Below are 18,551 nucleotides of genomic sequence, written 5' to 3'. Positions count from 1 at the left end.
TTGATCAGGTTTCGTTGCGCTGGTTGCGTTGAGCCACGACAGCAGGCGCCGCTGCAGGGCTCATGCGTGTGCGACGCACCTTGCCCACCAGGTGCATGCCGCGCGCTCGCTTGACGGCCACCACAAAATAGACAGCGCCCAATACCGGCCACCAGCGGTCACCTGCATTTTCCATCCAGGCGAGGCGATCCCAGCTGCGCTGCTGACGCAACATGGGTCGGTAGCAACCAAAGCACCCCGCCTCGACCTCAAGGTCCAACAGACGCAGCCAGTCGCGCAGACGCCAGTAGGCGATGAACTCACCTTGGGGCAACACGGGCGCAGATGCCGCACCCCAGCGCCCCATGCGCTGCCACAGACCCCAAAGGCTGGCCGGGTTGAAGCCAGCGATCACCACCCTGCCTTCGGGCACCAGCACCCGCTCGACCTCTCTGAGCGTGTGGTGCGGGTCGCGAGCCAACTCGAGTGCGTGCGGCAGCACCACCAGGTCCAGGCTCGACGAAGGAAAAGGCAAAGCCTCGAAATCGCACCGCAGGCTCAGCGGGGCGCCGGTGAGCAAACCCGTCTCGGCCTGCACCGGCTCGTGCACCAGGGGCGCCAGGTCAGCAGGGGGCGACCAGCGCTGGTAGGCCGCGTCCACGGCCAGCCACCGATGCTGCATGCGGTTGGCGCGCAAAGCATCGAGCTCGGGCAGGCCCAACTGCAGCGCGTGAAAGCCGAACACGTCGGCCACCAGCCGATCCATCTGCTGCTGCTCCCATTCGAGCAGGGACTGGCCTGGCGCCAGGGCCAGCCAGGGGTGCAAATCTATAATCGGGTCGACTTTGGTCATGAAACTGATTGCCCTGCCCGCCTTCACCGACAACTACATCTGGATGCTGCACGACGGCCATCAAGCCCTCGTGGTGGATCCAGGCGAAGCCGCGCCCGTGAAACAGGCTTTGGAGGCACTCGGCCTGGAGCTGACCGCCATTCTAGTGACCCACCACCACGCGGATCACATCGGGGGTCTGTCCGCGTGGCGTGACAGCGGCATCCCCATCCACGGCCCAGCACACGAGCGCATCCAGGGTCTGACACGCGTTGTGGCAGAGGGTGATCGCGTGCATTGGGGCGGGCTCGAGTTCTCCGTGCTGGACACCCCGGGGCACACGCGAGAGCACATTGCCTACCTGCTGCCTCAGGGCACAGGCCAAGCGCCTCATCACCCCCATCTGTTCTGCGGTGACACGCTTTTTTCGGCCGGGTGCGGCCGCGTCTTCGATGGCACCCTGGATCAGCTGTACGATAGCCTGATGCGGCTGGCCTCGCTGCCGGACGACACGCGCATCTGCGCGACCCACGAATACACCCTCTCGAACCTGCGATTTGCGCAGGCGGTCGAACCCCGCAACCCCGACATGGGTCGGCACCAGGCACACTGCGAAGCCCTCAGGGCCCAGCATTTGCCCACGCTGCCCAGCACCTTGCGCACAGAGCGGCTCATCAACCCGTTCCTGCGCTGCACCCAATCCGACGTGGTGGCCAGTGCCCTCGCACACGGCGCCCAGGATGCCGACCCGCGGTCCGTCTTCGTCGCCCTGCGCCAATGGAAAAACCAGTTCTGACGATGTCTGCCAAGACCTTCCCGATGAGTCTCTCAAGAGCCCTCACCCTGCCGTTTGCCGCCATCGCCACCTTGCTGCTCTCGGCTTGCGGAACGCTTTACAACGACGCCTCGACGCGTCAATCCGAAGGGCTGAGTCGCCAACGTCAGGCCGCATCGGCCCTGTCGAACTGGGGTGACCAGCGTGTTGCAGCCGGCACCCGCCAAGACCCCACATCGGGCCTGAGGGTCGACCTGGGTCCAGGCGCCTTGCGCAGCGACAGCCCCGAGGCGCGCCCGGACAGCCTGGAGGCCATCGGCAAGCCGACCGATCCGCTCGAGCCGGATGCCACGGTCAACCTCGACGATGCCAGCGCCACCCAAGACCTCTGGGGCCGCATCCGCCGTGGCTATGCCCTGCCCGCGCTGGAGACGTCGCTGGTGAGCGACCACGAGCGCTGGTACACCAGCCGGCCAGATTACGTTCAGCGCATGACCTCGCGCGGCAGCCGCTACCTCTACCACGTGGTCGAGGAAATCAACCGCCGCAAGATGCCCACCGAGCTGGCGCTGCTGCCCTTCATCGAAAGCGCTTTCAACCCGCAGGCCATGTCATCGGCTCGGGCTTCAGGCATGTGGCAGTTCATGCCCGCCACCGGCAAGGACTTCGAACTCAAGCAGAACCTCTTTCGCGACGACCGCCGCGACGTGCTGGCCTCGACCCGCGCAGCGCTTGACTACCTGCAGCGCCTGCACCGCATGTTCGGCGACTGGCACCTCGCGCTGGCTGCCTACAACTGGGGCGAAGGCAACGTGCAAAAAGCCATCCAGCGCAACCAGCGCCAGGGCCTGCCAACCGACTACCTCAGCCTGAACATGCCGGCCGAGACGCGCCACTACGTGCCCAAGCTGCACGCCGTGCGCAACATCGTGATGCAGCCCGAGCGTTTCGGCCTGGCCTTGCCGCCCATCGAGAACCACCCCTACTTCGTGAGCGTGCCCATCCAGCGGGACATGGACGTGGCACTCGCCACGAGGTTGGCCGGCCTTTCTGCCGACGAGTTCAAGGCCCTGAACCCCTCACAGAACAAGCCCGTCATCCTGGCTGCCGGCACACCGCAGTTGCTGCTGCCCTACGACAACGCCAACCTGTTCGTTCACAACCTGTCGCGACACAAAGGGCCTTTGGCCACCTGGACGGCCTGGCAAGTGCCGCGCACCATGCGACCGGCCGAAGCCGCCAAGTCGGTGGGCATGAGCGAGGCCTCGCTTCGCGAGGTCAATCACATCCCGCCCAAGATGCTCGTCAAAGCCGGCTCGACCTTGCTGGTGCCGCGCTCAGAGCACCGCGAGCAGGATGTCTCCGAGCGCCTGGCCGACAACGCCATGATGGCCCTGGCCCCGGATGTGCCACCGCTGCGGCGCACCGTCATCAAGGCCGGCAAGCGGGACACGGTCGCCAGCATCGCTCGACGCTACAAGGTCTCGGCCGAGCAAGTCGCGCAATGGAATCGCACCCAGACTCGGGCCACGTTCGCTCGCGGTCAAAGCATCGTGGTGTACGTGCCATCGACCTCGAAGCGTCAGCTCGCTTCCGCGAGCAGGTCGTCAGGCAAACAAGCCAGCAAACAAGCCAACGCTCGCAAGGTCAAGGTGGCGAGCAGCGCGCGAGCCAGCTCTGCAAAAGGCAAGGCCAACGGTCGCGCCAACAGCAAGGTTCGCATGGCCAGCGCGCGCTGAGCCAGCAGACTCAGCGGCGGTCCATGAACGCATGGGCGATGGTGCCCAGGTCAACGTACTCCAACTCGCTGCCAACCGGCACGCCACGGGCCAGGCGGGTGACCCTCAAGCCACGGCTGCGCAGCTGATCGGCCAGGATGTGGGCCGTTGCTTCGCCCTCGGCAGTGAAGTTCGTGGCCAGGATCACCTCCTGCACCACCCCGTCGCTGGCGCGCTCAAGCAAAGGGCCCACGCCGATGTCCCGCACACCCAAGCCATCCAATGGGCTCAGGCGCCCCATCAACACGAAGTAAAGGCCTTTGTAGCTGCCGGTGCGCTCCATCGCAGCCTGGTCGGCAGGCGTCTCGACCACACACAGGGACAAGCGGTCTCGCGTCTCGTCCTGACAAACCTCGCAGACCGGCTCGCGGCTGAAGGTGTGGCAACGCGTGCAATGCCCGATCTCGGAGACCGCCACGTCCAGGGCTCGCGCCAACCTCACCGCGCCTGAGCGATCGTGCTGAAGCAGGTGATAGGCCATCCGCTGGGCCGACTTCTGTCCGACACCCGGCAAACAGCGCAAGCCTTCGATCAGGGCCTCGAGGGCGGAATCGGCCATGGATGGATGCGGGGAACGGGTGCGCTCAGAACGGCAGCTTCATGCCGGGGGGCATGGGCATGCCAGCCGTCAGGCGAGACATTTTTTCAGAACTGGTTGCCTCGGCACGACGGGCGGCGTCGTTGAACGCTGCGGCCACCAGGTCTTCCAGCATGTCTTTGTCTTCCGCCAGCAAGCTGGGGTCGATCGTGACGCGCTTGACCTCGTTCTTGCAGGTCATGAGGACCTTGACCAAGCCTGAGCCAGACTGCCCTTCGACCTCGACCAGCGCCAGTTCATCCTGGGCCTTCTTGAGGTTGTCCTGCATCTGCTGGGCTTGCTTCATCAGCCCGGCGAGTTGTCCTTTGAGCATGGCTCGTCCTTTCGATCGGTGGAGAGAAAACGGATGGGATTGTCGCTCAAGGCCAAGGCCACTGAGCTCACAAAGGGCGCACCGAGCCGGGCAGGATGCGTGCGCCAGCGTGCTCGGTCATCAAGCGGCGAACCAGCGGGTCGGCCGCGATCAAGGCCTCGGCCGCACGCTGACGCGCCTCCCTGGCGGCCAGGTCGCGCTGAGCCGGTGTGTTGGAGGCGGCGCCCTGCTCCAGCTCGATGCGCACCTCGCGTCCCGACAGCGCAGCCAAAGCCTGATTCAGTCGCTCCTGGTGCATCTCGCCCATCAGGCTGACACGCTCCACACGCAGCTTCCAGTGCTCCGAATTGCCCTCGACCCGGTGCGCCAGGCATTGGGATTGAACTGCCAGCTCGCGCACCAGGGCCGTGATCAGGCCTCGGCTTTGCAACTGGGCCACCACATCGGCCCAGGTGTCGGCCAAGGGATCGGGGTCAGCGGACTGCGCCCCCAGCGATGGGGCGGGCGTCTGCTCGGCACCCAGGGCCTCAGTGCTCAACTCAGGCGGCGCCCCATCGTCCGACCAGTCTGAAGCTAGCGCGGCGTCAGGCTCGGCCAGCGGAGGCTCGTCATCCCAAGGCGGCCCTGCAGGCGAAGGCGTGGGCGCGCTGCCGACCTGAGATGCCGATGTGGCCAGGCCCCCAGGGTCAACGCCGGCTCGGACAGGCGACTGCGCACCTGGCTGCGGAGCCGCCGGGCCTGGCCGCGGAGCGAGCCGTGCATGGGGCTGGGACTGAGGCTGGCGCGAAGGCGCCAACGGCGCAGCCGGGGCAGCGGTGCTGGTGGCGCGAGAGACCGGCTCGGCGGACTGAGCGACCGCCGAGCCCTCAGCTTTTGGGTCGCCGGGCCCCCGGTTGTGAGCGCCGCCTGGCTTGAAGGCCAGCAGCCTCAACATCAGCATGAGCAGCCCGCTGTGTTCGTCAGGCGCCAAAGCCAGCTCGGCTCGCCCCTGCAGGCAAAGGCTGTAGAACAGCTGGGTTTCGTCAGGTGCCAGCCTTGGCGCCAGGCTGGCCCAGGTTTCTGCATCGGGGTCGTCCGCGTCGCTGGACAGCGACGGAACCGCCTGCACCACCGCCATGCGCTGCAAAGCAGCCGCCATCTCTTCCAGCGTGCCCGCAGCAGACAGACCTCTATCGCGCAAGGCATCCACCGCGGCCACCAGCGCCGCTCCATCGCCGTCGGCAACGGCCTCGATCAGGCGTTGCACATGGCTGCGATCGACCGCACCCAACATCTGCCGCACCACGTCTTCCTGCAGGCCACCGCCGCCAAAGGCAATGGCCTGGTCGGTCAGGGACATGGCGTCACGCATCGAGCCACGGGCCGCACGCGAGATCAGACGCAATGAGGCGGCGTCGTGGGGTACGGCTTCCTTGTCCAGCACCTCTGCCAGGTGACTCTGCACCGTTTGCGCCGCCATCGGGCGAAGGTTGAACTGGAGGCAGCGCGACAGCACCGTGACCGGCACTTTCTGTGGGTCGGTCGTGGCCAGCACGAATTTCAGGTAGTCGGGCGGCTCCTCCAGCGTCTTGAGCATGGCGTTGAAGGCGTGCGTGGACAGCATGTGCACTTCGTCGATCATGTAGACCTTGAAGCGCCCGACCACCGGCTTGTAGACCGCTTGCTCCAGCAACTGGGAAATCTCTTCGACGCCACGGTTCGAAGCAGCATCCAGCTCGACGTAGTCGACAAAGCGACCGCTGTCGATGTCGCGGCAAGGTTGGCACTGACCGCAGGGGTGAGCGGTGATGCCCCCCAAGCCGTCTGCGCCGATGCAATTGAGCGATTTCGCCAGGATGCGCGAAACCGTGGTCTTGCCGACACCGCGGGTGCCCGTGAAAAGGTAGGCGTGATGCAGTCGCTGCTGCGTCAGCGCATTGGAGAGGGCCTGGACCACATGCCCCTGGCCGACCATGGCCTCAAAGCTGCCTGGCCGGTGCTTGCGCGCGAGAACCGTCGATGTCATGCACGGATTCTAGGGGCTGCCGCGCCTGGCCCCCGGGTCGCAATGGAAGTCAAAAGCTTGATGTGGCGCCCACAACATTCGCCACATCTGGTAACATTCATATTCAGAAAGTCACCCCTCATTTCGTCAAATCATCCCCACCCGGATGTGGGGGCACCCATACAATTTGACGAGGGATCGACCGGACACTTCCGTCAGGTTCGATGATTCCATTTAACTGGCGGACGCCGGTTGACTCATGCAGACCGAGCCCGGCCGACGTGAGTGCAGTCGCCGCGTCGCACCAAGCGGGCTCGCTGTATGTCTTTTGAAAACCTGGGTTTGTCTGCACCGATTTTGCGTGCCATCCAAGAATCGGGTTATGACCACCCCACACCCATCCAGTCGCAAGCCATTCCGGCCGTGCTCGCTGGCGGAGATTTGTTGGCTGGCGCACAAACCGGAACCGGCAAAACGGCAGGCTTCACGCTGCCCATGCTGCAAAAGCTGTCTGCGTCCGCGCCAGAGGGTGCCCGCAAGCGCACCATCCGAGCGCTGGTCCTGACCCCGACGCGTGAGTTGGCAGCTCAGGTCGAGGAAAGCGTCCGAAATTATGGCAAATACCTGTCTCTGAAATCGATGGTCATGTTTGGTGGGGTCGGCATGAATCCCCAGATTGACGCCTTGCGCCAAGGCGTCGATATCCTGGTTGCCACACCCGGTCGTTTGCTCGATCACCACCAGCAAGGAAACCTGAAACTCGATGACGTCGAGATTTTCGTCCTTGATGAAGCGGATCGCATGTTGGACATGGGTTTCATCCACGATATCCGTCGTGTGCTGAATATCCTCCCGCCGAAAAAACAGAGCCTGCTTTTTTCCGCCACTTTTTCCGACGAAATCAAGGCGCTGGCCGAGCGCCTGCTCAACTCGCCTCGTGTGATCGAAGTGGCCCGCCGCAACGCCACCGCCGACACCATCGCGCAGAAGGTGCACCCGGTGGACCGCGATCGCAAAAAGGAGCTCCTGAGCCACCTGATCCTCAGCCAGGACTGGCACCAGGTGCTGGTGTTCACGCGCATGAAGCACGGCGCCAACCGCTTGGTCGAGTACCTCGACAAGCAGGGCATCACGGCCATGGCGATCCACGGCAACAAGAGCCAGAGCGCCCGCACCCGGGCACTGGCCGACTTCAAGACGGGCGACCTGCGCGTGCTGGTCGCCACAGACATCGCCGCGCGTGGCATCGACATCGATCAGCTGCCACACGTCGTGAACTACGAACTGCCCAACGTGCCTGAAGACTACGTGCACCGCATTGGCCGCACGGGCCGCGCAGGGGCCGAGGGCGAAGCCGTGTCCCTGGTCTGCGTTGACGAGGATGGCTTCCTGGCCTCGATCGAGAAACTCATCAAGCGGCAGATTCCGCGCGAAGTGATCCCCGGTTTTGCACCCGACCCGAATGCTCGGCCTGAGCCCATTCAGCTGGGTCGACGGGTGCTTCACGGTGGGGCTGGCGGCGGCGGTGGTCAGCGGTCAGGTGGCGGCGGCGGCAACCGCGGTTCATCGGGGTCCGGCCAAGGCGCTGGCTCGCGCGGTGGACAAGGCGGCGGTGGACGCCAACAAGCTTCGTCTCGCCAGGGTGGTGGTCGGCAAGACGCTGGCGATGGTGGCGCAGCCGTGATGGTTCGCCGCCGCCGAAGCGCCTGACTTCAGCCTGGGGTGATGGCGGGCACCTGCTCGCCGAGTCAGTCGAAACGGCCAGCCCGCAGCCACTTGGTGGCCACCCATTTTTCACCTGCCAGCACGGGCGCTCCGCCGTGCAGGGTGCGCGTGAGTGGGCTGGGTTGCTCGTACGAGAAGAACACGGCGCTGCCACGCTGCGCATGCACCTCGATGCCCGCATCCGGAAAGGTGGTGGCGCCACCTGATTCGGGCGTGTTCAGGTACATCAGCACCGTGCCCACACGCTGCCCTCCCCGTTTGAGGATGGCCGGGCTGCCCGGCTGCGCAGGATCAAAGTAATCAAAGTGGGGCCGGTACTCGGCCCCCACGCCGTAGCGCAGCACCTGCAGGCCTTCGCCCCTGTCCACAGGCCAGTTCAGCAAGGCTGCGATGCGGGCCTCGACGGCACCTACCAGCGCGCCCTCGCCTCGCGAGAAAAACATGCCCTGGCTGGTGCGCGCGGCGTTGACCTCGCTGCCGCCGGTGCGGTTGACCACGGTTTCGGAGCGCGAGAGCCTCGGGCGAGCCAGCTCGATCAGTGCGTCGCATTCGGCGTCGGCAAGCAGGCCACGAAACACCACGATGCGCGGCTGGCGCATGCAGACCAGGACATCCACCCATCGATCGTGCGCCTGAACACGGTGCCCAGCGCCGTTTGGCAAGTCGGGCATCTCGAGCGCGACCGAAGCCAGGTCATGCAGCGCATCGGGCATGACTTCGCGAATGGCCTCCATGGCGACGCTGCTGTCCCAGCCACTGGCCTGCATGGAGGCGAGCACCCTGTCCGCGCTGTGGCCGGCCGCCACCTGTGCGAGGAGCCACTCTCGCAACTCAGGGGTGATGGTCTGGCGGCTGTTCATGTCTCGCCCTGTCAGCCCTCGATGCGGCGCCGAAAAACCAGGCGCTCAGGTGTGGACGTTGCGGCGTCGTGTGCATAGCCCTCGGCATCGAAGCTCAGCAGGTCTTTGGGACCCTTGGCGCGATGAAGGATGGCGTGGCGGGCCATCAGGCCGCGAGCGCGTTTGGCATGGAAGCTGATGACCTTCCATTGCCCGGCTTTCCAGTCTTCGAAAACGCACTCGATCACCCTCGCCTTCAGGGCCTTGCGCTTGACCGACTTGAAGTATTCCTGCGAGGCCAGGTTGATGACCACATCGCTGCCCTGCTCGGCAAGTTGCTGGTTGAGGTGCTCGGCGAGCTGATCACCCCACCAGGCGTAGAGGTCCTTGCCACGTGGGTTGGCGAGCTTGGTGCCCATCTCGAGCCGGTAGGGCTGCATCCAGTCCAGCGGCCGCAAGATGCCGTACAGGCCGCTGAGGATCGCAACGTGCTCCTGGGCCCAGTCCAGGTCTTTTTGCTTGAGGCTGCCGGCGTCCAGGCCTTCGTAGACATCGCCATTGAACGCCAGCACCGCCTGCTTGCTGTTGCGCGCGGAAAAGCGAGGTGACCAGGCGGCGTAGCGGGCCACGTTGAGCGTGGCCAGCGCGTCGCTGAGGTCCATGAGGGACGACAGTTGTGCGGGTGTGTAGGGGCGCAGCACCTCGATGAGCGCCGACGACTCGGCCACGAACTGCGGCAGGGTGTGTCGATCGGTGGTGGGGGCCGTGTCGTAATCGAGGCTCTTGGCCGGGGACAGCAGGATCAGCATCTTCGGGGGGCGACAGCAAGGTCTGGCAAGGTCTGGCAAGGGCAGGCGATGGGCTCAGTGCGACTTGGGCAATCCGTCAGAGCGTGACGCCACCCACAGGGCGGTTGCAGGCGCAGGCGGCATCGGTTTGCAGGGCATCGAGGACACGCAGCACCTCGTCGGGGTTGCGTCCCACCATCAGGCTGTTGACCGATACGTGGCGGATGACGTTGTCGGGGTCCACGATGAAGGTGGCGCGCAGGGCGATGCCCGCGGCTCGGTCGCGCACGCCCAGTTGGTCGACCAGTTGGCCGGACTCGTCTGCGAAGGCGTGGTGGCCAGGCTGATCGATCTGGGGAGCCTCGCGGCGCCAGCCCAGCTTGGCATGCTCGTTGTCGGTCGAGCCGCCCATCAGCACCGCGTTGCGATCGGCAAAATCCTTGGCCAGGCGGGCAAAGGCCTCGACCTCACTGCCGCACACCGAGGTGAAATCTTTCGGGTAGAAGTAAATGACCTTCCACTTGCCGGGAAAGCTCTGCTCGGTCAGCTCCTCGAACGCAGACTGGCCGTGCTCTTCGGGGTGCTTGAAACCGGGCTTGACGCCCACAACTTTGAACGATGTCAGTTTGTCGCCAACGGTTTTCATGGGGACTCCCTGCGCCCAGGGGCGCGGTGAACGGTTTCGGTGGTTCGGATGCCCCTGATTTTGCCCTGAGGCGGTGGCATGCACACCATCGCTCGGGCTTTTAGAATCACCATCCCACTCCCAACGAGACCACCATGGCGCTTTACCGCATTCACGACAAGGCCCCGACCGTGCACCCGAGCGCCTACGTGGCCGAATCGGCTGATGTCATCGGCGACGTGACCCTGTCAGAGGGCGCCAGCGTGTGGTCACACGTGACGCTGCGCGGCGACAACGAACCCATCGTCATCGGTGCGCGCTCCAACGTCCAGGAATCGTCGGTGCTGCACACGGACATCGGCTTTCCCTTGAACATCGCCGAAGACGTGACGGTGGGCCACCAGGCCATGCTGCACGGCTGCACCATCGGTGCCGGTTCGCTGATCGGCATCCAGGCCGTGGTGCTCAATGGCGCCGTGATCGGCAAGAACTGCCTGGTCGCCGCGGGTGCGCTGGTCACCGAAGGCAAGGTTTTTGAAGACGGCATGCTGATCATGGGCTCGCCCGCCAAGGCCGTGCGCCCGCTGACCGAGGCCGACCTGCTGCGCATGCGCCTGGGCACGGGCCTCTACGTGGCCAAATCGGCCGAATACAAGACCGCGATGGTGCGCATCGACGCGCCATCCAACTGAGTTGAATCGAGCTTTCATGAGCGAACTGCACACATTCCTGTTCGAGGGCCTGCCCGTGCGTGGCGTCCTGGTGCGACTGACCGAGTCCTGGCAGGAGCTGCTGCGCCGACGCGAAGCCGGTGGCGGCTTCGAAGAGCCGGTGCGCCGCCTGCTGGGCGAGATGAGCGCGGCCACGGTGCTGCTGCAGTCCAACATCAAGTTCAACGGCGCGGTGGTGCTGCAGATCTTCGGCGACGGGCCCGTCAAGCTCGCCGTCACGGAGGCTCAGCCCGACCTGTCTTTCCGCAGCACGGCCAAGGTGGTCGGTGACATCCCGTCAACAGACAGTGGCAGCCTGCCGCTGGAGGTGCTGGTCAACAACCATGGCAAGGGCCGCTGCGCGATCACGCTCGACCCGAAAGACCGCCAGCCCGGCCAGCAGCCTTACCAGGGCGTGGTCTCGCTCAACCACGTCGATGGCGGCTTGCTCAACGACCTCGGCGAGGTGCTGGAGCAGTACATGCGCAAGTCGGAGCAGCTTGATGCGAAGCTGATCCTCGCGGCGAACGACGAGATTGCCGCAGGCCTGCTGATCCAGCGCATGCCCATCGAAGGCGAGGCCAACCTGGCTGGCACCGACCGCGTGGCCACCACGGAAGAAGAGCTCGAAGAGGCCTACAACCGCATTGCCACGCTGGCGGCCAGCCTCAAGCGCGAAGAGCTGCTGACGCTGGATGCCGAGACCATCCTTCGTCGCCTGTTCTGGGAAGAAGACCTGCGCTACTTCGAGCCCAAGGTTGGGCCCACCGGCCCGCGCTTCGTCTGCACGTGCTCACGCGAGCGAGTGGCCGATATGCTGCGCAGCCTGGGTCAGCAAGAGATCGACAGCATCATCGCCGAACAGGGCCAGGTCGAGATCGGCTGTGACTTCTGTGGCGAGCACTACCACTTTGACCCCGTCGATGCGGCGGGGCTGTTCACCGGTGAGGCCAACACGCCGCCAGGCTCGAGCAGCCTCCAGTGAGACGGCAGTGAGCCGACAGTGACCTGCGGCTCAGTGGGCGGGCACGAGACCGGCCAGAAACCGATCGCGGGCATCGGCTTGGGCCCATTGCCAAGGCTGACCGAGCAGTCGCTGCCAGTCTGCGTTCAACGTCGCCGATGAAGGCGGTGAAACGATGTGGAGGCTCTCTCCCGGTCGATGCGGGTGCGGCAGGCTCAGCGAGGCCGCGTGCAACCACAAGCGCTGAATGCCAAGGTGCTCTGCCCACCAGCGGTTGTGCGCTCCCTTGCCGTGGGTGGCATCGCCGATGATGGGATGCGCCAGGTGCTTGAGGTGGCGCCGAATCTGGTGTCGGCGACCGGTGATCGGCATCGCTTCGACCAGCGCCACGCGGGTCTGCGGGTAGCGATCCACCGGCACGTCCAGGCTGCATCGCGCCAACAGGCGGAAATCGGTGATGGCGCTTTGTGGCGGCGCATCGGGCGGCGCGTCATCCGGACGCAAGGCGTGGTCCACGTGAGCCTCGAGCGGCGGCCAGCCGCGCACCATGGCCACATAACGTTTGTGAACCTCCCGACGCTCGAAACAAGCCGACAGGCGCCGGGCCGAATCGGGCGACAGCGCCATCAGCAGCACGCCCGAGGTGCCCTTGTCCAGGCGATGGATCGGGTGCACGGGCACACCCAGCTGATCCCGCAGCGTCTGGACCACGAAGCGCGTCTCTCCTGCGTCCAGGCCGGTGCGGTGCACCAGCCAGCCTGCCGGCTTGTGGATGGCGATGCAGTCGCCCTCGTGCCAGAGCACGGGCAGCACCGGCATCGCCGGCACGTCAGCCGACATCGGCTCCACCTTGCGTGTCATCAGGGGCCGAAGGATCTCGCGTCCCGCTTGCCACCGCGCGCGTCAGCCAGTGCTGCTCGCATTCGCCGTCATCGCAGTTGTCGCAGAACCAGCGCCAGCGCGAGCCCCCCGCCTGCCGCTGGCTGCGAGTCGGCGCGCTGAGCAGGTGCTCGATGCTGCTCAACGCATTGGCTTGGCGACGCAGTCCCTTGCCCATGACCAGCGCGTGCGGCACGCCACCTTGTTGCAGCAGGCGGCGCAGGCAGGCGTCCACCGCCTCGCGCACCTTGGGGCCATCGCGGTGGATGCCGTCCGGCACCCAGGGCAGGTCGAGCGCGGTCAACAGCGTGAGGTCGCAGCGCGCGTGCTGGGCAAGCGCTTGATCGTGCAGGCTGGTGTCTGAAAACATCACCTCGCTGTAGACCGCCGTCATGAGCGCGGTCGTGTCTGCCAGCACGATGGCCCCACGCTGCGCAGCGGCAGCGATGCAACGCGTTTGCTCCTCGGCGATGGCTCGCTGCTCATCGACCCGAGGTGTGCGACCCTCGCGATCACAAAACAGACGCAGGGCTTCGGGCACCGTGACCACCTGCAGCCCACGTTCACGCAAGGTGCGGCCCAATTCCTTGACCAGCAAGGTCTTGCCGGTGCTCTCGGCTCCGACGATGCCGATCACCAGCGCCCGGGTGGACTCATGCTTGTCTTCACCGATCGCCGCACTCAAGGCAGGCCCCTCCACCGCTCTGCGCCAACGCGCCGGGTCCACGCGACCCAGCCCACGCAAGACAGCACGGCAAAGACCCCATAAAGCCCCACCGTGAGCCAAAGCCCCTTGTGCGCGAACAACGCCATGCTCAGCAGGTTCACCGCCAGCCAGCAGGGCCAGTTGTCGACCCACTTGCGGGCCAACAGCCATTGCCCGACCAGGCTGCCTGCGGTGGGCAAGGCATCGCCATAAGGCACGTCTGAATCGGTCCAGGCATCGAGCAAGGCACCGATCACACCCCACAACAGGGCTGTGACGCCCAGCAATTGCCAGCGCTTGACGGGCTTGAGCTGGCGCACCTGCAGCGCTTGGCCCGAGCCATCTCGCCCACGCACCCACTGAGCCCAGCCCCATGCGGACAAGGCAATGAAAACAAGTTGCAAGGCGGCCTCACCGTACAGGCGGCTGCGCGCAAACAGCAGCGCATACAAGGCCGAACTGGCGATGGCCAGCGGCCAGCCCAGCGGATTGACGCGAAGGTTGAAACCCACCATGGCCAGGGCCAGGAGCGACGCGACGGCTTCGAGACGGCTGATGGGCAATGCCCAGTCCGCCACCAGCGGCAAAAGCCAAGGATCGAGCCAGGCCAGGTGTTCCGCCAGGCCACTCCAGGAGGCGCTCATGGACCTTGGGTCAACGCGTGACGGGCACGGCAGGAGAGCCGCCAGAAGAGGCCGAAGAAGACGGCGCACTCAAAACTGGCGGAGCCTTGGTGGTGAGCTGCACGTAAATCTCGTCGGGCTTGACCATGCCCAGTTCGGTGCGGGCCTTTTCCTCGACCATCTCCAGGCCTTCCTGGAGGTCTCGCACTTCGGCCGCAAGCTGGTCGTTGCGGGCCTGGGCTTGTGCATTGGCTTTTTGCTGCGCATCGACCTCGGCACGCAGGGTCATGACGCGGGGGACGCCCCCCTTGCCGAACCAGAGTTCGGCGTGGATGGCCGCCAGCAAGGCGATGAGGACGAAAAAAGCCACGCGCATGCGCAGATTATCCACGAGCGACCATGAAAAACGGGGCCTGGTTCAACACCAGGCCCCGCTGTGTTTCACCCTGTCCTGGCATCAGACGCCTGGCTCAGGGCTCCCGCGATCAGCGCAGGTTGTAGAAAGCGCTGCGGCCAGGGTAGACGGCCACGTTGCCCAGGTCTTCTTCGATGCGCAGGAGCTGGTTGTACTTGCTCATGCGGTCCGAGCGGCTCATCGAACCGGTCTTGATCTGGCCAGCATTCAGGCCCACGGCGATGTCGGCGATGGTGTTGTCTTCGGTCTCGCCCGAGCGGTGCGAGATCACGGCGGTGTAGCCGGCGCGCTTGGCCATCTCGATGGCGGCAAACGTTTCGGTCAGGGTGCCGATCTGGTTGATCTTGATGAGGATGGAGTTGGCGATGCCCTTCTCGATGCCTTCCTTGAGGATCTTGGTGTTGGTGACGTACAGGTCGTCGCCCACCAACTGCACCTTCTTGCCCAGGCGTTCGGTCAGGATCTTCCAGCCTTCCCAGTCGCCTTCGTGCATGCCGTCTTCGATCGAGATGATCGGGTACTTGTCGCACCAGGTGGCCAGCATGTCGGTCCATTGCTGAGCGGTCAGCACGAGGCCTTCACCTTCCAGGTGGTACTTGCCGTCCTTGTAGAACTCGGAGGCAGCGCAGTCCAGGCCCAGGGCAATCTGCTCGCCAGCGGTGTAGCCTGCGGCTTCGATGGCTTGCAGGATCAGCTGGATGGCTTCTTCGTGGCTGGCCACGGAAGGCGCGAAACCACCTTCGTCGCCCACGGCGGTGCTGATGTGCTTGTCGTGCAGGATCTTCTTGAGGGCGTGGAAGACCTCGGCGCCGTAGCGCAGGGCTTCGCGGAAGGTCGGGGCGCCCACCGGCAGGATCATGAACTCCTGCAGGTCGAGGTTGTTGTTGGCGTGCGCGCCGCCGTTGATGACGTTCATCATCGGCACGGGCAGTTGCACGGCGCCCATGCCGCCGAAGTAGCGGTACAGGGGCAGGCCGGCTTCTTCGGCGGCGGCGCGGGCCACGGCCATCGACACGGCCAGCATGGCGTTGGCGCCCAGGCGGCCCTTGTTCTCGGTGCCGTCCAGGTCGATCAGGGTCTTGTCCAGGAAGGCTTGCTCGGAAGCGTCCAGGCCCAGAACGGCTTCGGCGATTTCGGTGTTGATGTGCTCGACGGCCTTCAGAACGCCCTTGCCCAGGTAACGCGACTTGTCGCCATCGCGCAGCTCGATGGCTTCGCGCGAACCGGTCGAAGCGCCCGACGGCACGGCCGCACGGCCCATGACGCCGCTTTCCAGCAGGACGTCGCATTCGACGGTGGGGTTGCCGCGGCTGTCGATCACTTCGCGGCCGATGATGTCAACGATGGCGCTCATCAGGGGTTCCTCAAATGGATGGATGGTTGGAAAGCAAAAACGGCCTGCCTGGGCTGCAGGCAAACCGTGGATTTTAGGACTTCAGTTGAAGTCGGTTTCCAGGAAACCGTTCTTCTTGGTGATGCGGTCGAGTTCGACCAGGGTTTCGAGCAAGGCCTTCATGTGCTTGAGCGGCACGGCGTTGGGGCCATCGCTCCAGGCCTTGGCCGGGTCGGGGTGGGTCTCCATGAAGAGGCCGGCCACGCCGGCTGCCACGCCGGCACGCGCCAGCACCGGCACCATCTCGCGGGCACCACCGCTGGCGCCGCCCAGGCCACCGGGCTTTTGCACCGAGTGGGTCACGTCAAAGACCACCGGCGCGCCGGACTTGCGCATCTCGGCCAGGCTGGTCATGTCGGCCACGAGGTTGTTGTAGCCGAAGCTCACACCGCGCTCGCAGGCCAGGAATCGGTCAGGCGACAGGCCGGCCTCCTGCGCGGCAGCGCGGGCCTTGTCGATGACGTTCTTCATGTCCCAGGGCGCGAGGAACTGGCCCTTCTTGATGTTGACCGGCTTGCCCGACTTGGCCACCGCACGGATGAAGTCGGTCTGGCGGCACAGGAAGGCCGGGGTCTGCAGCACGTCGACCACGCTGGAGACCTCGGCCACCTGCGATTCGTCGTGCACATCGGTCAGCACCGGCAGGCCGGTCTGGCGGCGCACCTCGTCGAGGATCTGCAGGCCCTTGTCGAGCCCCAGGCCACGGGCGGTGGTGCCCGAGGACCGGTTGGCCTTGTCGAAGGAGCCCTTGTAGATCAGCGGGATGCCCAGGGGCTTGCAAGCCTCCTGAAGGCGCCCCGCCACCTCGAGCGACAACTCCAGGCTCTCGATGGAGCAGGTGCCGGCGATCAGGAAGAAGGGGTGCTCAAGGCCGACGTCGAATCCGCAGAGCTTCATGGCTTCAATCCTTGGTTCTCGATCAGGTCACTTCTTGGCCGCGGCCTGGTGGTCCAGGGCGGCCTTGATGTAGGCCTTGAACAGCGGGTGGCCATCCCAGGGGGTGGACTTGAACTCGGGGTGGAACTGCACGCCGACGTACCAGGGGTGCACGGCCTTGGGCAGTTCGACCATCTCGGTGAGCTTTTCGCGCTGCGTGATGGCCGAGATAACCAGGCCAGCGGCTTGCAGCTTGTCGAGGTAGCGCTCGTTGGCTTCGTAGCGGTGACGGTGGCGCTCGGTGACCACGTCGCCGTAGATCTCGTGGGCGATGGTGCCGGGCTTGACGTCGGAGCTCTGGGCGCCCAGGCGCATGGTGCCGCCAAGGTCGGACGAGGCGTCGCGCTTTTGCACGGTGCCGTCGGCATCCAGCCACTCGTCGATCAGGGCGATGACGGGATGCGGGCCTTGCGGCTCGAACTCGGTGGAGTTGGCGCCTTCCAGACCTGCCTTGTGGCGGGCGTATTCGATGGTGGCGACCTGCATGCCCAGGCAGATGCCCAGGTAGGGAATGCCGTGCTCACGGGCGTATTGCGCCGCGATGATCTTGCCTTCCACACCGCGCTTGCCGAAGCCGCCAGGCACGAGGATGGCGTCGAACTTCGAGAGCGTGCCCGCCGTATCAGGCGTGAGCGACTCGGAGTCGACGTACTCGATGTTGACGCGGGCGTGGTTGTGGATACCGGCGTGGCGCAGGGCCTCGTTGAGCGACTTGTACGAATCCGACAGCTCGGTGTACTTGCCGCACATGGCGATGGTGACCGCGCCCTTGGGGTTCTCGACCTCGTGGACCAGCTTGTCCCAGCGCGACAGATCGGCCGGCTTGGTGCTCAGCTGCAGCTTGTTGCAGATGAGGTCGTCGAGGTGCTGCTCGTGCAGCATGCGCGGCACCTTGTAGATGGTGTCGGCGTCCCAGACCGAGATCACGCCGGACTCGGGCACGTTGGTGAACAGCGAAATCTTCTCGCGCTCGTCGGCCGGGATGGCGCGGTCGGCGCGGCACAGCAGCGCGTCAGGCTGGATGCCGATTTCGCGCAGCTTCTGCACGGTGTGCTGGGTGGGCTTGGTTTTCAGCTCACCCGCAGCCGCGATGAAGGGCACGTAGGTCAGGTGCACGAAGGCGGCGTTGGTCGGGCCGGCCTTGAGGCACAGCTGACGCGCGGCTTCCATGAAGGGCAGCGACTCGATGTCGCCCACGGTGCCACCGATTTCAACGATGGCCACGTCGACCGCATCGGGCGTGCCGACGCCGGCACCACGGCGCACATAGTCCTGGATCTCGTTGGTGATGTGGGGGATGACCTGGACGGTCTTGCCCAGGTAGTCGCCACGGCGTTCCTTCTCCAGCACCGACTTGTAGATCTGGCCGGTGGTGAAGTTGTTGGCCTTCTTCATCCGCGTGGTGATGAAGCGCTCGTAGTGACCCAGGTCGAGGTCGGTCTCGGCACCGTCGTCGGTCACGAAGACCTCGCCATGCTGGAAGGGCGACATCGTGCCCGGGTCCACGTTGATGTACGGGTCGAGCTTGATGAGGGTGACTTTGAGTCCTCGGGATTCGAGGATGGCAGCCAAAGACGCAGCGGCGATGCCCTTGCCAAGCGAGGACACCACACCGCCGGTGACGAAGACAAACTTGGTCATTTGCGCAGGTGCGATCCTCTGATGGGATCGCTGCGGTGGTAAAGCGGC

General features: G+C 65.2%; 19 protein-coding genes. 5 read left to right on the top strand and 14 right to left on the bottom strand.

What is annotated here, in order from left to right:
• Positions 1 to 4: 4 nt before the first annotated feature.
• The gene (locus ABG80_RS01130) at positions 5 to 832 is read right to left on the bottom strand and encodes a class I SAM-dependent methyltransferase (RefSeq protein WP_058085949.1); all 828 of its coding nucleotides are present in this window, start codon (positions 830 to 832) and stop codon (positions 5 to 7) included.
• Between ABG80_RS01130 and gloB the strand changes: the two genes are divergently transcribed.
• Both gloB and ABG80_RS01120 read left to right on the top strand, forming a co-directional pair.
• Entirely contained in the window at positions 831 to 1,607 is a 777-nt protein-coding gene (gene gloB / locus ABG80_RS01125) for a hydroxyacylglutathione hydrolase (protein ID WP_058085948.1), read from the top strand. The two genes, ABG80_RS01130 and gloB, sit on opposite strands and share 2 nt — an antisense overlap.
• Before the next feature lie 23 nt (positions 1,608 to 1,630).
• Complete coding sequence (locus ABG80_RS01120; protein ID WP_083505714.1) at positions 1,631 to 3,325, top strand: transglycosylase SLT domain-containing protein; 1,695 nt, start codon at positions 1,631 to 1,633, stop codon at positions 3,323 to 3,325.
• 10 nt (positions 3,326 to 3,335) lie between these two features.
• Here ABG80_RS01120 and recR read toward each other — a convergent pair whose 3' ends face one another.
• The 3 genes from recR to dnaX all read right to left on the bottom strand — a co-directional run bounded on the left by recR (position 3,336) and on the right by dnaX (position 6,280).
• Positions 3,336 to 3,923: a recombination mediator RecR gene (recR, locus tag ABG80_RS01115; protein WP_058085947.1), complete on the bottom strand. Its 588-nt coding sequence runs from the start codon at positions 3,921 to 3,923 to the stop codon at positions 3,336 to 3,338.
• Positions 3,924 to 3,948: 25 nt separating this feature from the next.
• Positions 3,949 to 4,275 carry a YbaB/EbfC family nucleoid-associated protein gene (locus ABG80_RS01110; RefSeq protein WP_058085946.1) on the bottom strand — a complete coding sequence of 109 codons (327 nt, stop codon included), beginning with the start codon at positions 4,273 to 4,275 and terminating at the stop codon, positions 3,949 to 3,951.
• Between the two features lie 67 nt (positions 4,276 to 4,342).
• Positions 4,343 to 6,280, bottom strand: a complete 1,938-nt coding sequence (gene dnaX, locus ABG80_RS01105; protein ID WP_058085945.1) for a DNA polymerase III subunit gamma/tau — start codon at positions 6,278 to 6,280, stop codon at positions 4,343 to 4,345.
• A gap of 300 nt (positions 6,281 to 6,580) precedes the next feature.
• On the opposite strand from dnaX, the gene ABG80_RS01100 reads away from it, so the two are divergent.
• Positions 6,581 to 7,969, top strand: coding sequence for a DEAD/DEAH box helicase (locus ABG80_RS01100; RefSeq protein ID WP_058085944.1), 1,389 nt, complete (start codon positions 6,581 to 6,583; stop codon positions 7,967 to 7,969).
• A gap of 38 nt (positions 7,970 to 8,007) precedes the next feature.
• Here the strand turns inward: ABG80_RS01100 and ABG80_RS01095 are convergent, their stop codons facing one another.
• The 3 genes from ABG80_RS01095 to ABG80_RS01085 form a co-directional block, all read right to left on the bottom strand.
• Positions 8,008 to 8,844 (bottom strand): 2OG-Fe(II) oxygenase, encoded by an 837-nt coding sequence (locus tag ABG80_RS01095; RefSeq protein ID WP_058085943.1) that lies wholly within the window; start codon positions 8,842 to 8,844, stop codon positions 8,008 to 8,010.
• Positions 8,845 to 8,855: 11 nt separating this feature from the next.
• Positions 8,856 to 9,632, bottom strand: coding sequence for a peroxide stress protein YaaA (gene yaaA, locus ABG80_RS01090; RefSeq protein WP_058085942.1), 777 nt, complete (start codon positions 9,630 to 9,632; stop codon positions 8,856 to 8,858).
• 76 nt (positions 9,633 to 9,708) lie between these two features.
• Positions 9,709 to 10,257, bottom strand: coding sequence for a peroxiredoxin (locus tag ABG80_RS01085; RefSeq protein WP_058085941.1), 549 nt, complete (start codon positions 10,255 to 10,257; stop codon positions 9,709 to 9,711).
• Between the two features lie 134 nt (positions 10,258 to 10,391).
• Here ABG80_RS01085 and ABG80_RS01080 point away from each other — a divergent pair, with 134 nt between their 5' ends.
• On the top strand, positions 10,392 to 10,928 hold the full coding sequence (locus tag ABG80_RS01080) for a gamma carbonic anhydrase family protein (RefSeq protein WP_058085940.1): 537 nt from the start codon (positions 10,392 to 10,394) through the stop codon (positions 10,926 to 10,928).
• A 16-nt stretch (positions 10,929 to 10,944) separates the two neighbouring features.
• The gene (gene hslO / locus ABG80_RS01075; protein ID WP_058085939.1) at positions 10,945 to 11,931 is read left to right on the top strand and encodes an Hsp33 family molecular chaperone HslO; all 987 of its coding nucleotides are present in this window, start codon (positions 10,945 to 10,947) and stop codon (positions 11,929 to 11,931) included.
• A gap of 30 nt (positions 11,932 to 11,961) precedes the next feature.
• Here hslO and ABG80_RS01070 read toward each other — a convergent pair whose 3' ends face one another.
• The 7 genes from ABG80_RS01070 to ABG80_RS01040 form a co-directional block, all read right to left on the bottom strand.
• Positions 11,962 to 12,771, bottom strand: a complete 810-nt coding sequence (locus ABG80_RS01070; protein WP_058085938.1) for a pseudouridine synthase — start codon at positions 12,769 to 12,771, stop codon at positions 11,962 to 11,964.
• Positions 12,740 to 13,474, bottom strand: coding sequence for an AAA family ATPase (locus tag ABG80_RS01065; RefSeq protein ID WP_235513706.1), 735 nt, complete (start codon positions 13,472 to 13,474; stop codon positions 12,740 to 12,742). Before ABG80_RS01065 ends, ABG80_RS01070 begins: the two co-directional genes overlap by 32 nt.
• Positions 13,471 to 14,139 (bottom strand): nicotinamide riboside transporter PnuC, encoded by a 669-nt coding sequence (gene pnuC / locus ABG80_RS01060; protein WP_083505697.1) that lies wholly within the window; start codon positions 14,137 to 14,139, stop codon positions 13,471 to 13,473. Before pnuC ends, ABG80_RS01065 begins: the two co-directional genes overlap by 4 nt.
• 10 nt (positions 14,140 to 14,149) lie before the next feature.
• On the bottom strand, positions 14,150 to 14,494 hold the full coding sequence (gene ftsB / locus ABG80_RS01055; protein ID WP_083505696.1) for a cell division protein FtsB: 345 nt from the start codon (positions 14,492 to 14,494) through the stop codon (positions 14,150 to 14,152).
• 109 nt (positions 14,495 to 14,603) lie between these two features.
• Positions 14,604 to 15,887, bottom strand: a complete 1,284-nt coding sequence (eno, locus tag ABG80_RS01050; RefSeq protein WP_058085937.1) for a phosphopyruvate hydratase — start codon at positions 15,885 to 15,887, stop codon at positions 14,604 to 14,606.
• A gap of 81 nt (positions 15,888 to 15,968) precedes the next feature.
• The gene (gene kdsA, locus ABG80_RS01045; protein ID WP_058085936.1) at positions 15,969 to 16,823 is read right to left on the bottom strand and encodes a 3-deoxy-8-phosphooctulonate synthase; all 855 of its coding nucleotides are present in this window, start codon (positions 16,821 to 16,823) and stop codon (positions 15,969 to 15,971) included.
• Positions 16,824 to 16,850: 27 nt separating this feature from the next.
• Entirely contained in the window at positions 16,851 to 18,503 is a 1,653-nt protein-coding gene (locus ABG80_RS01040) for a CTP synthase (protein ID WP_058085935.1), read from the bottom strand.
• Positions 18,504 to 18,551: the final 48 nt, after the last annotated feature.

The sequence above is a fragment of the Aquabacterium parvum genome (genome assembly GCF_001447195.1).
In the GTDB taxonomy this organism is placed as follows: Bacteria; Pseudomonadota; Gammaproteobacteria; order Burkholderiales; family Burkholderiaceae_C; genus Aquabacterium; species Aquabacterium parvum.
The sequence above is the reverse complement of the archived record's forward strand: the minus strand, read 5'-3'. Positions and strand labels throughout refer to the sequence as shown.

Coding starts and splice junctions, on each gene's coding strand:
- gloB (WP_058085948.1), top strand. CDS start 831: ATGAAACTGATTGCCCTGCCCGCCTTCACCGACAACTACATCTGGATG.
- ABG80_RS01130 (WP_058085949.1), bottom strand. CDS start 832: ATGACCAAAGTCGACCCGATTATAGATTTGCACCCCTGGCTGGCCCTG.
- ABG80_RS01120 (WP_083505714.1), top strand. CDS start 1,631: ATGAGTCTCTCAAGAGCCCTCACCCTGCCGTTTGCCGCCATCGCCACC.
- recR (WP_058085947.1), bottom strand. CDS start 3,923: ATGGCCGATTCCGCCCTCGAGGCCCTGATCGAAGGCTTGCGCTGTTTG.
- ABG80_RS01110 (WP_058085946.1), bottom strand. CDS start 4,275: ATGCTCAAAGGACAACTCGCCGGGCTGATGAAGCAAGCCCAGCAGATG.
- dnaX (WP_058085945.1), bottom strand. CDS start 6,280: ATGACATCGACGGTTCTCGCGCGCAAGCACCGGCCAGGCAGCTTTGAG.
- ABG80_RS01100 (WP_058085944.1), top strand. CDS start 6,581: ATGTCTTTTGAAAACCTGGGTTTGTCTGCACCGATTTTGCGTGCCATC.
- ABG80_RS01095 (WP_058085943.1), bottom strand. CDS start 8,844: ATGAACAGCCGCCAGACCATCACCCCTGAGTTGCGAGAGTGGCTCCTC.
- yaaA (WP_058085942.1), bottom strand. CDS start 9,632: ATGCTGATCCTGCTGTCCCCGGCCAAGAGCCTCGATTACGACACGGCC.
- ABG80_RS01085 (WP_058085941.1), bottom strand. CDS start 10,257: ATGAAAACCGTTGGCGACAAACTGACATCGTTCAAAGTTGTGGGCGTC.
- ABG80_RS01080 (WP_058085940.1), top strand. CDS start 10,392: ATGGCGCTTTACCGCATTCACGACAAGGCCCCGACCGTGCACCCGAGC.
- hslO (WP_058085939.1), top strand. CDS start 10,945: ATGAGCGAACTGCACACATTCCTGTTCGAGGGCCTGCCCGTGCGTGGC.
- ABG80_RS01070 (WP_058085938.1), bottom strand. CDS start 12,771: ATGACACGCAAGGTGGAGCCGATGTCGGCTGACGTGCCGGCGATGCCG.
- pnuC (WP_083505697.1), bottom strand. CDS start 14,139: ATGAGCGCCTCCTGGAGTGGCCTGGCGGAACACCTGGCCTGGCTCGAT.
- ftsB (WP_083505696.1), bottom strand. CDS start 14,494: ATGCGCGTGGCTTTTTTCGTCCTCATCGCCTTGCTGGCGGCCATCCAC.
- eno (WP_058085937.1), bottom strand. CDS start 15,887: ATGAGCGCCATCGTTGACATCATCGGCCGCGAAGTGATCGACAGCCGC.
- kdsA (WP_058085936.1), bottom strand. CDS start 16,823: ATGAAGCTCTGCGGATTCGACGTCGGCCTTGAGCACCCCTTCTTCCTG.
- ABG80_RS01040 (WP_058085935.1), bottom strand. CDS start 18,503: ATGACCAAGTTTGTCTTCGTCACCGGCGGTGTGGTGTCCTCGCTTGGC.